This is a genomic window from Methanobrevibacter sp. (assembly GCF_045611865.1).
GTDB lineage: Archaea > Methanobacteriota > Methanobacteria > Methanobacteriales > Methanobacteriaceae > Methanocatella.
In genome coordinates, this window is the sequence record NZ_JAZKXX010000069.1 from 1 (window position 1) to 12,049 (window position 12,049).

Annotated in this window: 16 protein-coding genes; 2 read left to right on the top strand and 14 right to left on the bottom strand. The window is 34.8% G+C overall.

The annotated features are described in order from the left end of the window. Positions 1-149 precede the first annotated feature (149 nt). The 11 genes from guaB to cbiM all read right to left on the bottom strand — a co-directional run bounded on the left by guaB (position 150) and on the right by cbiM (position 8,465). Positions 150-1,634: an IMP dehydrogenase gene (gene guaB / locus ACKI32_RS07960; RefSeq protein ID WP_407415220.1), complete on the bottom strand. Its 1,485-nt coding sequence runs from the start codon at positions 1,632-1,634 to the stop codon at positions 150-152. A gap of 12 nt (positions 1,635-1,646) precedes the next feature. Beyond that, on the bottom strand, positions 1,647-2,360 hold the full coding sequence (locus ACKI32_RS07965; protein ID WP_407415222.1) for a (5-formylfuran-3-yl)methyl phosphate synthase: 714 nt from the start codon (positions 2,358-2,360) through the stop codon (positions 1,647-1,649). Positions 2,361-2,452: 92 nt separating this feature from the next. Beyond that, a complete protein-coding gene (locus ACKI32_RS07970; protein WP_407415224.1) occupies positions 2,453-3,655 on the bottom strand; it encodes an LUD domain-containing protein in 1,203 nt (400 codons plus the stop codon). Continuing rightward, complete coding sequence (locus ACKI32_RS07975) at positions 3,642-4,313, bottom strand: (Fe-S)-binding protein (protein WP_407415226.1); 672 nt, start codon at positions 4,311-4,313, stop codon at positions 3,642-3,644. Before ACKI32_RS07975 ends, ACKI32_RS07970 begins: the two co-directional genes overlap by 14 nt. Continuing rightward, positions 4,313-4,660 (bottom strand): DUF2304 domain-containing protein, encoded by a 348-nt coding sequence (locus tag ACKI32_RS07980; protein ID WP_407415228.1) that lies wholly within the window; start codon positions 4,658-4,660, stop codon positions 4,313-4,315. Before ACKI32_RS07980 ends, ACKI32_RS07975 begins: the two co-directional genes overlap by 1 nt. A gap of 9 nt (positions 4,661-4,669) precedes the next feature. Next, positions 4,670-5,374, bottom strand: a complete 705-nt coding sequence (locus tag ACKI32_RS07985) for a glycosyltransferase family 2 protein (RefSeq protein WP_407415230.1) — start codon at positions 5,372-5,374, stop codon at positions 4,670-4,672. Positions 5,375-5,386: 12 nt separating this feature from the next. Further along, the gene (gene ribC / locus ACKI32_RS07990) at positions 5,387-5,845 is read right to left on the bottom strand and encodes a riboflavin synthase (RefSeq protein WP_407415232.1); all 459 of its coding nucleotides are present in this window, start codon (positions 5,843-5,845) and stop codon (positions 5,387-5,389) included. 85 nt (positions 5,846-5,930) lie between these two features. After that, a complete protein-coding gene (locus ACKI32_RS07995; RefSeq protein ID WP_407415234.1) occupies positions 5,931-6,764 on the bottom strand; it encodes an ATP-binding cassette domain-containing protein in 834 nt (277 codons plus the stop codon). 1 nt (position 6,765) lies between these two features. After that, a complete protein-coding gene (gene cbiQ, locus ACKI32_RS08000) occupies positions 6,766-7,461 on the bottom strand; it encodes a cobalt ECF transporter T component CbiQ (protein WP_407415236.1) in 696 nt (231 codons plus the stop codon). A 40-nt stretch (positions 7,462-7,501) separates the two neighbouring features. Continuing rightward, positions 7,502-7,789 carry an energy-coupling factor ABC transporter substrate-binding protein gene (locus tag ACKI32_RS08005; RefSeq protein WP_407415238.1) on the bottom strand — a complete coding sequence of 96 codons (288 nt, stop codon included), beginning with the start codon at positions 7,787-7,789 and terminating at the stop codon, positions 7,502-7,504. Between the two features lie 10 nt (positions 7,790-7,799). Beyond that, entirely contained in the window at positions 7,800-8,465 is a 666-nt protein-coding gene (gene cbiM, locus ACKI32_RS08010) for a cobalt ECF transporter S component CbiM (protein ID WP_407415240.1), read from the bottom strand. Positions 8,466-8,665: 200 nt separating this feature from the next. Between cbiM and pyrF the strand changes: the two genes are divergently transcribed. Continuing rightward, positions 8,666-9,313 (top strand): orotidine-5'-phosphate decarboxylase, encoded by a 648-nt coding sequence (gene pyrF / locus ACKI32_RS08015; protein ID WP_407415242.1) that lies wholly within the window; start codon positions 8,666-8,668, stop codon positions 9,311-9,313. A 79-nt stretch (positions 9,314-9,392) separates the two neighbouring features. Then, positions 9,393-9,638: a DUF5654 family protein gene (locus ACKI32_RS08020; protein ID WP_407415244.1), complete on the top strand. Its 246-nt coding sequence runs from the start codon at positions 9,393-9,395 to the stop codon at positions 9,636-9,638. 24 nt (positions 9,639-9,662) lie between these two features. Here ACKI32_RS08020 and ACKI32_RS08025 read toward each other — a convergent pair whose 3' ends face one another. Genes ACKI32_RS08025 through ACKI32_RS08035 form a run of 3 tightly spaced genes read right to left on the bottom strand, consistent with a single transcriptional unit; the run spans position 9,663 to position 12,032 of the window. Beyond that, positions 9,663-10,190, bottom strand: a complete 528-nt coding sequence (locus ACKI32_RS08025; RefSeq protein ID WP_407415246.1) for a hypothetical protein — start codon at positions 10,188-10,190, stop codon at positions 9,663-9,665. Beyond that, the gene (locus ACKI32_RS08030) at positions 10,191-11,114 is read right to left on the bottom strand and encodes a deoxyhypusine synthase (protein WP_407415248.1); all 924 of its coding nucleotides are present in this window, start codon (positions 11,112-11,114) and stop codon (positions 10,191-10,193) included. A gap of 15 nt (positions 11,115-11,129) precedes the next feature. Then, complete coding sequence (locus tag ACKI32_RS08035; protein WP_407415250.1) at positions 11,130-12,032, bottom strand: CBS domain-containing protein; 903 nt, start codon at positions 12,030-12,032, stop codon at positions 11,130-11,132. Positions 12,033-12,049: the final 17 nt, after the last annotated feature.

Below are 12,049 nucleotides of genomic sequence, written 5' to 3' on the forward strand. Positions count from 1 at the left end.
ATATTTAAAGGTTTGGTAAAAATAAGTAATTTTAAGAAAAAACACTAATGAGTATAAAATATAAAAAATTTGATGAGAAAATACTTCCCCCTATAAATCAACTATTTTATTGAACTTCCCATCAAAGATAAATATTAAATAATATCCAACTATTCTAAAGTTGGATAATTAGGACTTTCATTAGTAATCAACAAGTCATGAGGGTGGGATTCCTTAATTCCACTACTTGTAATTCTAACAAATTGTGCTTTTTCTTTCATTGCTTCGATATCCTTAGCACCACAGTACCCCATGGATGATTTCAAACCACCCACTAACTGGAATAAAATCTCAGCAATGGTTCCTCTGTATGGTACTGCACCTTCAATTCCTTCAGGAACATATTTTGTATGGTTCATTTTACTTTTTTGACCTTGGAAGTATCTGTCTGCTCCACCATCATATTCGCTGGTCATTGCACCCATAGATCCCATTCCACGGTATTTTTTGTATTGTTTACCATTCATTACAACAATGTCCCCCGGAGCTTCTAAGGAAGCTGCAAGTAAGTTTCCAAGCATTACTGCATCTGCACCAGCACCAATAGCTTTTGCAACATCTCCAGAGTATCTTATACCTCCGTCAGCAATAACTGGAACACCAGAATCTGCAGCTGCATCAGCAACATCTGAAATAGCAGTTAGCTGTGGTACACCTACACCTGCCACAATACGGGTGGTACACATTGAACCAGGACCGATACCTACTTTAAGTGCATCCACACCCATGGATATTAAGTCTTCTGCAGCTTGTGCAGTAGCAATGTTACCCACACATAATTCAGCATCAATATTGTCTTTAATAGTTTCAGTGAACTTAACCACATTCATGTTATGAGCATGAGCACAGTCAATAGAAATAATATCAGCACCAGCTTGATCAAGTGCCATTGCCCTGTCCAAATCAAACGGACCACATGCAGCGGCAACTAAAAAGTTTCCATTTTTATCACGAGCAGCATTTGGATATTGTGACCTATTTAAAATATCCTTAATAGTAATAATTCCAACTAATTTGCCGTCACGAACAACAGGAAGTCTTTCAACTTTATTTTCATAAGCGACATTTAATGCTTCTTCAGCTGAAACCCCTTCTTCAACAGTGACTACATCAGAGGTCATTATTTCTTTAATTGCAGTAGTTGGTTCGGAATTTAAAACCGGCCTGATATCCCTTTTGGATATGATACCCATGATTTTATCGCCGTCAACAACAGGCAACCCGCTGATAAGTTCGTCACGCATTAAAGATTCTGCTTCACCAACAGTGGAATCCGGAGATATAGTTATAACATCACGAATAGTTAAATCTTCAGCATTTTTTACTTTTTTAACTTCTTCAACTTGCCTATCTTGTGAGATATTTCTGTGAATTACCCCTACACCACCTTGTTGTGCCATAGCTATTGCAAGATCCGCTTCAGTTACAGTATCCATAGCCGCACTCAATACCGGAATGTTTAATTTGATTCCTTTACCTAATTCTACAGTGGTATCGATATCTTTAGGTTCCACATAACTCGCATTAGGAGTTAAAAGAAAATCATCAAAAGTATAAGACATTCTTGCTTCTTGAACTTTTTTTGAAAATGACATAATTACACCTGATTAAAATGAATCCAATAATTCTTTAAGCTCAGCTACTGCAGTGTGGTGTATCTTACCAGTATTTCTGTCACCACCTACACAAGCAGCTCCTCTAATACCCACAACATCACATCCGATATCATGCAATGGTTTTAATTGGTCTTTTTTAACGGAACCTGCAAGTGCAGTTAACAAATCATAACTGTGAGCTTCTTCAACAAATTCTTTCAATTGATCTAAATCTAAATAATCAAATAATGTATGACCATCCTTAACAGCTGTATCAAGCATTGCAAGGTCACAGCCTGCATCGCGAGCTACTTTTGGAATATCCATAGGGTCCACTGCACCTACACGGTGAGCATCAGCATATCCTGCTGCTACAATAATGGTATCTTCACTAACATCTTTTACAGTTTTAACAACGTTTTCCATGACTTCAACAGCTTCATCATGGTCTTTTGTTCCATATAATCCAACTTTAATATAATCAGCACCAGAAACGTGAGCACCCATTGCTGCAAGAGAAACTGTACCTGGTTTGTATGGTACATCACCTAAAGTAGCACTAACAAGCTTGTCTTCAGGAGTTAATTCTCTTATTTCCTTGATAACCCATGGGAAATTAGCACCCAGGGAACCTTCCTTAGGATTTTTTACATCAACAATGTCTGCTCCACCTTCAATAGATTCTAGAGCTTCTTCACGATTTATAGGGCTTATTAATAGAAGCATGTATTTCCTCCAATAAAATATAATTTTATAATATATTAATATTACTTCATTATTACTTATAATATTATTGTTTTTTTGAAAAATTTTTAAAATTAGTAAGGTGAATCATTTTTTGAAACATTATCCTTAATTTTACCATGAGCCTTTGGGTAAAATCCAACATCTGTAGATAATTTTCTCATATTTTCAATGATTTCGTTTGTCGGGATAGCTACAGGGCAGTTTAAAGTACACAACCCACATAGGGTACACATGTAAAGGCCTGAGTTAAAACAGGTTTCATCGTCCTCGATGAATTTTGACATTGCAACGCCACGGCCGCCAAGATAGTTGTTGAATCCGAATTCGTTTCCAACGGCATTGTATACAGGACAGTGGACCACACAGTTTCCACAACCGATACAGTAAAGGCATTCAGCTGTCGCTTCACTTCTCCCATTGTCTAAAAGCACCACTACAACTCTTTCTGCACCATACATATTTTTCAGGAGTTTCTTTTCAATGTCTGCGGTTTTTGATGGTCCGGATATCACATTCATGTATGATGTTACGAAGTTTCCTGTTGCAAATATTGTCTCAAGTTTTACAACGGAGATTGCATCTTCCAAACAAGGTACGATTTTATCAATCCCAGCTACAATTATATGCAAATCTTTTAGTGAAATGATTGAAATATTACCCTCATTGTGCACCATTACAAGTGACCCTTCTTCGGATGCAATTGCATTGGCCCCACTTATACCTACTCTTGCATTTTTTAGGCGATTTAGTACATCTTGCCTTACGACTTCCATAATCTCACGGGCTTCAGGATTGACATTCACGTCAAGAGAATCATTGACAATGTCAGTAATCTTTGAAATGTTTAGATGTGAAGCAGGCCCTGTCGGGTGAACTGGCTTGTTATCAGTTTTTTTAAGCTGAAGAATCCTGTCTCCCAAATCAGTTTCAACAACATCAATATCCTTATCTTTTAGATGCTGTTTTAGGTTGATTTCACCTAAAGTATTTGATTTGGCCTTTGCCAAGGCACTTGCATCATATTCACTGAGAAGATTATCAATAATATTTAAAGCGTCATCTGAAGTTTTGGCCAATTTCAACTCAATATCATTACGTTCAAATGATTCCTTAAGCTGTCTGAATAATTCCTCATTATCCTCAATAGAGTATTTTTTAATATCACGAACTCTATCTATAAGTCTTTTAGTGGATGGTGAGTCTTTAATTGAAGAAGATCTCTTTTTAACTGTGTTGAAAGATTTTCTCATTGTTTCAAGTTCACTGGCTTTCATCTACACCACCATATTTTACCAAAAATTCAGTTAAATCCAAAACTTCAAGTTCATCATTTTTTAAGTTAAGTTTACAGAATGGACATGGAGTCACCAATGTTTTACAATTAGTCTCTTTTGCCTGGGCAATTCTTGCTTTTGCCATTTCCCCGGCAATTTCAGGATAAGCTGATTTTACTCCACCACCCGCACCACAACATAAGCTGTCTTCACGGATGTTTTCCATTTCAATTAAATTTGCAACTGACATTATCACATCACGCGGTTCATCAAAGACTTCCATATGACGGCCCAAATGACAGGAATCATGATAAGTGACATTTAAATCATTTTTATCAAAATTAAGCTTTTCATCCCTAATCAATTCATCCAATAATTGGGATATGTGAATAACCTCTAAACCTTCATAGTCCTGACTTAATGTTTTAAAACAGCCTGCACAGGAAGTGATGATTGTTTCGCCTTTTAATACTTGAGTATTTTTAGAAATTTGATTTTTTGCTTCATTTATAAAACCTGTTCTAAGCAAAACAGACCCACAACAAGATTCATCATCTAATAAATGATAATCAACACCAGCTAAATCTAAAAGCGTTTCAGTTGCTTTTTGAATGCTGGTTTCTTTTTCCCTTGCAGTGCATCCTCTAAAATAAAGCATTATTCTTCCTCTTCATCTGGAGTGATTTCGTTTTTTAAAGCCAATTCTTTAACAATGGTATTTAACTGATCTTGTGTCTCATCAAGTCTGAAGTATAGTTTGACAACAGTATAAAACAATACAATGAACACTACAATAATCAAAAAGTCCAGACCACGTGTTATACCGAATAGTCTAGCAAATACAAAACTTGTATTAGGGAAAATTGAAAATATTATAACAAAAATCCATAGTATTGTCCACAATATTACTGTAGTAAGCGTATTTTTTCCCTTTAAATGCCTATATAAAAACCATGCAATGGCTATTAAAGATATTATTGGAAATATAATTGAATATAATAACATTTAATCACCTTAAAATTGATGTTTTATCATTTGAATTAGAATTTTAAATGCTTCTGTGACATTAGTTCCTTTTGCTTGGGTTTCAGGAGTGTATATTGTTTTGATTGGAACTTCTTCAAATGGAATATTATTATCATTGACCTCACGGATAAATTCGGATGAAATAAGATATCCTCTTGCATTGATATTAATTTTTTCTAGTGCTTCAGCAGTTATTGCTCTAAAGCCAGTTTGTGAATCACTTACACTTACTCCATATAATATTCTGGTTAATAAATTCATGACAGCATTTGCAAAATTTCTGCTTAATGGCATGTCCTTTAGAGGCCTGACTCCAATTACCGCCTGGGCCCTACCGGTTATTAAGGGTTCGAGAACATTTTCCAAATCATCAACTGAATGCTGGCCATCGGAATCCATATTGACAATATATTTTGGATTGTATTTTAAAACCGCATCAAAACCTGTCTGCATTGCCATGCCCACACCACGGTTGATGATGTGGCTGTAAATGAAGATGTTTTTAGGATATTTTCTCTGTGAATCCCTGATGACTTTTAAAGTATTGTCTGAAGAACCGTCATTGACAATGACCATCTTATATCCTTTCTCTGCAATCTCTTCAATTACAGGTTGGATTCTGGTTTCTTCATTATATGCCGGAAGAATAACATAAGTAGCTTCTTTATCTTCCTTTTTGATTTCTAATGCCATTTTATACCTTTATTATAATGGTCCTGCATCTTCTTTTCCTTCACGCATTCCCATTCCAGCTTCTTTTCTCATTGCTTTTCTGTGATACATCATTTTGATTAAGTTTTGTGCATGTTCACGTGCTCTGTTTTCTGCTAGCTTTGCAAGTTCAACGGGGTCTTCTTCTTCATCTTCATGTACAAACACTTCCAAAATGTGGGTGTTTGTCATGAGCTGTGCATTAATAAGGCCGGTTGATGCTTCATGAGCACACATCTTATCCTTTTCCATTGGCCCTGGCATTCCAAGTGCCATTACAATATCACAGTTTTCCTCTTCAATGAGAATTTTAGCTGTTACAGGCAAATCTTTTACTCCAGGAACGGTTTGGCGGATGATTTGCAAATCATAAGCATTGTTTTTAAGCTCGTCGATTGCTGCTGCAGCCATATCAAAACGGGCAAATGTTGTATCACAAATTCCAATTCTCATTTAAATTCACCTTAAAAAAAAAGTATGTTTTTATTAATATAAATGTTTAATTGAAATTAAAAAAAAATAAATTGAAAAAAAGAGATTAGTTTTTGTTTAACAATTCTAAAAACTTATCCTTAGCTTCTTCGATTGTTAACGGATAATCTCCATGCATGTCAAAACCTTCATCTTCAAGGTCCTGGAATAACTCTGTAACGATAGGAACTTTTAGATTTGCTTGCTCTAATATTTCAGGTTGAGCAAAAATCTCTTTAGGAGTACCTTCACCAATCAATAAACCATCCACTAGAACAAAGACTTTTGAAGCATAATTCGGAACCAAATCCACTTCATGTGTTGAAATTATAATTGTTATTCCTTCATCATTGAGTTCATTTAATAATTTGGACAATTCAACAACACCCTGTGGGTCAAGACCTGCAGTAGGCTCATCCAAAACCATCACTTCAGGTTTCATAGCAAGAATTCCTGCAATAGCTACCCTTTTCTTTTGCCCTCCACTCAAGTGATGCGGAGCAGTTTTTTCAAATCCGCTCATTCCAACACGAGCTAAAGCCTCTTCCACTCTGTCTTGAACTTCCTCCATGGACAATCCCAAATTAAGAGGTCCGAATGCGACATCCTCTTCAACTGTAGGAGCAAAAATCTGATCATCCGGATTTTGAAATACAATTCCCACCTTTTGACGGAATTTAAGTAAAGATTTTTTATCATACTTTAATTCTTCACCATCTATAAAGACTTGCCCTTCATCAGGTTCGTAAATTCCATTTAAATGTAAGAATAATGTTGATTTTCCAGCACCGTTTTTTCCAAGAAGAGCAACCATTTCTCCCCTTTCAACTTTTAAACTAACTCCTCTCAGTGCCTGATAATCTGAATTATAAGAATATTTAATATTTTTTACTTCTAACATTTTACTTCTCCCTCTTTCTTGGTTCATAAACTGGAAGTTCACCATCATATCCTCTGGAATCCAAAGAAAACTGCAAGGTTTCACTTTTATCAAGAGACCTTAAAAATATTGTACTTGCAAGAGCTCCTAAAGATTTAAACGAAGACCAATATGAATGATATCCTAATCTACTGTTTTGTGCCTTTTGCATTGTATCAATTTCATTCAAGAAAATGAATATTGCATTATACATCAAAAGAGCAATTTCTATCATGACTTTTGGAACTTTCAATTTTCTTAAACAATTCAAAATCTTTGCAATAGGTGTTGTGAGTGCTAAAAAACCTAAACAAGGCAAACATCCCAGTACACGCATGAATGTATAAACACCATAATGCAATGAGTCGGTAGTGACTACAATGCCCAATATTCCAGTTTCATAAATTACCTCTCCTTTTCCAAAGAAGAATATTAAAAATATACATGTTATTACAAGAAATGCCATTGGAAGTGATAGGAATTTTAAATAAGACTTAATGCTGATTTTAGCAACGGCCAATATTATAACAGACATTACAATAAAAATAAACACGTCAAAATATAGATTATCAAATGCTAATGTAACAATTAATAATATAATTGTCAAAAACAGTTTAAAAAAAGGATTGAATTCTGTTAACTCATTATTATGCGCAATATAATCCATATCGAATTTCATAAAATCACTTTAAAAAAAAAGAAAAAATAATAAAGAAGAATTATTCTTCTTTACCTTGTCCTCTCCAGTAACCAAATGCATAACCAATAATGATTGCACCAATAGCTGCTTGAAGAGCGAATAATAAACTTTCTATTTCACCACTAGGTGGTTCCCATATAGATGAAAACCAAGGTTCGAAACCGGTTTCTTCGATTGCTTCACCAGCCGCATCGTCTGCTCCACCGAAGTATCCGTCATCTTCTCCATGACCATTAAACATAATTAATGGTGCAATGAACAATATTAAACAAACAATTGCTAAAATTATTAATGTTGATGTTTTCATATTTATCACCTTATGCTTCATTAGGAGCTAATGCGCCAAGTTTATCTAACAATTTTGGTTTGTAAGCTTTTAATCTGTCCCAGATAATTACTGTTAAGATACCTTCACCAATAGCTAATGGTACTTGAGTTACTGCGAAAATAACTAAGAATTTGGTTAATGCTGATCCAAAGCTAGGAGCTGGGAAAGCGAAAGCTAATTGGAATGAAGTAGCTACATAAGTTAATAAGTCACCTAAGAATGCTGCAAAGAAAATTGCAACAGTTGATGAAACATTAGCTTTAGTTAAACCTTTATATACGAGCCATGCAGCAAACGGTCCGACAATACCCATTGAGAAAATGTTTGCTCCTAAAGTGGTTAATCCACCGTGAGCAAGCAAGATTGCTTGGAATAAAAGTACGATAGTTGCAAGTACTGCAGTTACAGCAGGACCAAATAATGCTGCACCTAATCCGTTACCACAAGGGTGAGAACAGCTTCCAGTAACGGAAGGTAGTTTCAAAGATGATAAGACGAACATGAATGCACCGCTTACAGCAAGTAAAGCTTTGGAATCAGGGGTTTCGTCTACAATTTTTTTGATTTGATATAAACCATATGCAACAACGATGAATGATATGACGAACCATATAATACACCATGTTAATGGTAAATATCCTTCCATAATATGCATAATTTATTTCCTCCAAATAACATATCAAAATAATTTGACAAATTACTCAATAAAAATTTAAATTATAGTTAAAAACTTTTAAAGTTTTATTGAATAATGATATTATATACCTTATACTATATAAATATTATTAGAAATATACCGAACAAATTCTAAGTTAAATTAATAATCTTAATAAAATAAATAACAAAGTAGATACTATGAACATTAAAAATAATTTAATTCTAGCACTTGATGTGATGAGTGAAAAAGAAGCCATTGAAATTTGTGACTCTATTAAAGGCTACATCGATACAATCAAAATTGGCTATCCACTAGCACTTGCAGAAGGCCTTGAAATTATAAACAAATTAAAGAATCAATTTGGGTTTAAAGTAATATGTGACTTTAAAGTAGCAGACATTGACGCAACAAACTCAAAAATATGCGATGAAACCTTTAAAGCCGGAGCGGATGCTATAATATGCCACGGATTTGTAGGATCCGACAGCGTTCAGGCATGCCTTGACATGGCAAATAAACATGAAAAAGAATTGTTCCTACTTACTGAAATGTCACATCCCGGAGCTAAAATGTTCCTGCAAAAAAATGCAGATGAAATAGCCAAAATGGGAGTTGACATGGGAATTACAAACTATGTTGCGCCAGCCACAAGACTTGACAGACTATCAGATATACGGAATATAGTCGGTCCAGATGCATACATAATATCTCCAGGTGTTGGAAAACAAGGTGGAGACGGTGCAAAAACCCTACAATATTCCAATGCAATCATAGTTGGAAGAAGCATATACGAAGCTGAAAATCCAAAACTTGCATGCGAAGAATTAATCAAATCATTAAAGTAATTCTTTTATATTAAAAACAATAAAAAATATAATAGTTCTTATAATCATTGAACAAACCTAGTTAAATGGAGGTGAAAACGTGGCATCCGATGTAACAAAATTAATCATGGAAACTATCCTTGGATTAATTACTACTGCATTCGCATTCGTTGCAGGTTTAGCATGGAACGACGCAATCCAAAAATTAATCGAACAATTTATCGGAACTGGAGATGCCCTTCCAAGTTTATTCATATATGCTATCGTAGTAACTATTGTTGCAGTAATCGTTACCGTATTACTCGCTAGAGTAGCTGGTAAAATGGGTATCGAACTTGACGAATGAATTTAAAGGAATTTTAAATTCCTTTTAACTATTTTTTTCAAAAACAACACCTGCAGTCACATAAGATAACTCAAACATGATAAAGCATACAAATATTAAAATATTAAATACACCACTGACTGCAAGCAGACATATGGCAATCTTCATCACGAAACGGTATTCAAAAAACAGGTTCCAAAATCTGTTTTCAGTGATTTTTGGTATCATCTCATGGCCGATTTCATCGGTTAATGCTGATAAAATACAGATTAACAATACCACGAAGTTCAATTCAGGAAGTCCGAAAACAAGACATATTACAATATATAATATCAGTGTAATGACATGGTGGATTCCATCAATCTTTAATGCGATTAAATTACCTATAGGGATAGCTAAGAATATATAAGCTGCCTCAGCACTATAAAGTGTCGCTGCCGCTGAAGCTATGGCGCATAAAATGCCTAAAACTGTGGCAAATATCAAATCATTCTTTTCATCGAAAAAGTCATCTGAAAATTTCATAAAAAATCCAGACAACATGAATAAGATTGCTAAAATAATATAACTCATTTAATCACATTTAATTTTATCAAGAGCAGCTGCATAAATCAATGGAAAAATTACTGTAACGTCACCAACAACACTTGCGAGATTAGATCCGCATCTAGCCTTTGACCAGGATTTTGCCTCTTCAAGTGGTGCGCCACCTAGACTGCCTGCCTCCGGCCTATCCATTGTAATTTGAATGGCCGCATCAAGACCTCCCTTAAGTATGTTGGAAGCTAGAGTATAATGTTTTGTAAGGCCTCCTCCCAAAAGCACAGCCCCTACCTTCTCGGCTCCAAATACAATATCTGACAGGTAATGCATGTCTGCTACGGCATCTACCACGAAATCATGATCTTGTGAAAAAATCCACAATTGTAATCCCATCATTGAATCAATTAGGCCTGGTGCAAATATTGGAACATCATTTCGAGCAGCAGCCGCTACAAATGAGTTTTCATCATCAACTAAAATTCCGATTTCATGAATTAACTCTTGAATTGAAATGTGTTTTTTCTCAGATGAAATCCTTTCATATATTTTTGTTATTTCTGTTTCAAAAATTGTAAAATCATCTGAGCCAACATTAATGTCTGCTATTCTTCCAATTCCCTCTGCATTTAAATCTTCATCGTCACGTCCTTCATGGCGATAATGAGATCCCCCAAATGCCTCAACAAGGTCGTGGGTAATGTTTGCCCCACTTGACACTATCAAATCAACATGACCCTCTTTTATCATTTTAGTTACAATGTTTCTCATGCCCCCTGGAATCAAAGGTCCTCCAAGGCTCATGAATACCTTCATTTCAGGGTCTTTTATCATATCTGTCAAGACATTGCAGGCACGAGCAACTTTACCTGCACCTAAAACACCGGATTTATCAAATTCATTTAATAAATCCAAAACTTTCATATTATTGTCTACATTGATTTGATTTACTTTCATTAAATCACTTAAAAATTAATTTGTAATTATAGGAAATTGATCAAGATTGGTAATGCTGTTTATCAAATCAGTTCTTGTTACAATACCTAATAAAACATGGTTATTATCCGCTACAATTAATCTGGAAATTGATTTTTTAAGCATTACTTCAATAGCATTAGCTATTTTTAAATCTTCATTTACAATAACCACATTTGTTGACATCAAGTCCCCAACAGTTAAATTTTCTTTATCTTCGGCTATTGCATGAACTAAATCTGATAATGTAAATACTCCCACCACTTTTTTATCCTTCATTACAGGAGCACCATCAATATTATTTTCAACCAATTTTTTTGCAGCTTCTTTTATGCTGCAATCCATTTTAAATGAGATTACATCACGGCTGGCAATATCTCCAACAGTTTTTTTAGGAATACTTCTTATTGTGGATGTATCCACCAGCAGAATATTGTCCATGTCATCACGACCTACAATAACACCCATAATCCCTAGGTTGTTTACTGGTGTTGGACCTATACTTACAGTATCTCCTAAATTCAAGTCTTTGATACTGCCCAATACCTTAATTGCAGCTTCACATTCACTTGGTTGTGGAACACTTGTAAATTCAATTTTTGCAACAGATATATCTTCAATCCTTTTACCATTTTTATAGATAGGCACTTTAGAATCCTTATCTGAAACTGAAATATTTAATGAATGATAAGCTTCAATGGTTGGTTTATATCCTCCCCTTGGACCTGGCACACCCTTGACTAAACTTAAACTTCTTAGAGATTGCATCTGATTACGGATTGTTCCCGGGTTTCTTCCCATAACCTCTGCAATGTCTTCTCCCTTAATGGATTTGCCGTTTGAGGATTGATATAAATTAATTAAAGTTTGTAAAATTTCTTTTTGGACAGATGTTAACATGTTTTATCCCCATCATT

Coding starts and splice junctions, on each gene's coding strand:
- ACKI32_RS08035 (WP_407415250.1), bottom strand. CDS start 12,032: ATGTTAACATCTGTCCAAAAAGAAATTTTACAAACTTTAATTAATTTA.
- ACKI32_RS07985 (WP_407415230.1), bottom strand. CDS start 5,374: ATGGCATTAGAAATCAAAAAGGAAGATAAAGAAGCTACTTATGTTATT.
- pyrF (WP_407415242.1), top strand. CDS start 8,666: ATGAACATTAAAAATAATTTAATTCTAGCACTTGATGTGATGAGTGAA.
- ACKI32_RS07995 (WP_407415234.1), bottom strand. CDS start 6,764: ATGTTAGAAGTAAAAAATATTAAATATTCTTATAATTCAGATTATCAG.
- ribC (WP_407415232.1), bottom strand. CDS start 5,845: ATGAGAATTGGAATTTGTGATACAACATTTGCCCGTTTTGATATGGCT.
- guaB (WP_407415220.1), bottom strand. CDS start 1,634: ATGTCATTTTCAAAAAAAGTTCAAGAAGCAAGAATGTCTTATACTTTT.
- ACKI32_RS07970 (WP_407415224.1), bottom strand. CDS start 3,655: ATGAAAGCCAGTGAACTTGAAACAATGAGAAAATCTTTCAACACAGTT.
- cbiQ (WP_407415236.1), bottom strand. CDS start 7,461: ATGAAATTCGATATGGATTATATTGCGCATAATAATGAGTTAACAGAA.
- ACKI32_RS07975 (WP_407415226.1), bottom strand. CDS start 4,313: ATGCTTTATTTTAGAGGATGCACTGCAAGGGAAAAAGAAACCAGCATT.
- ACKI32_RS08005 (WP_407415238.1), bottom strand. CDS start 7,789: ATGAAAACATCAACATTAATAATTTTAGCAATTGTTTGTTTAATATTG.
- ACKI32_RS08030 (WP_407415248.1), bottom strand. CDS start 11,114: ATGAAAGTAAATCAAATCAATGTAGACAATAATATGAAAGTTTTGGAT.
- ACKI32_RS08025 (WP_407415246.1), bottom strand. CDS start 10,190: ATGAGTTATATTATTTTAGCAATCTTATTCATGTTGTCTGGATTTTTT.
- ACKI32_RS07980 (WP_407415228.1), bottom strand. CDS start 4,660: ATGTTATTATATTCAATTATATTTCCAATAATATCTTTAATAGCCATT.
- ACKI32_RS07965 (WP_407415222.1), bottom strand. CDS start 2,360: ATGCTTCTATTAATAAGCCCTATAAATCGTGAAGAAGCTCTAGAATCT.
- cbiM (WP_407415240.1), bottom strand. CDS start 8,465: ATGCATATTATGGAAGGATATTTACCATTAACATGGTGTATTATATGG.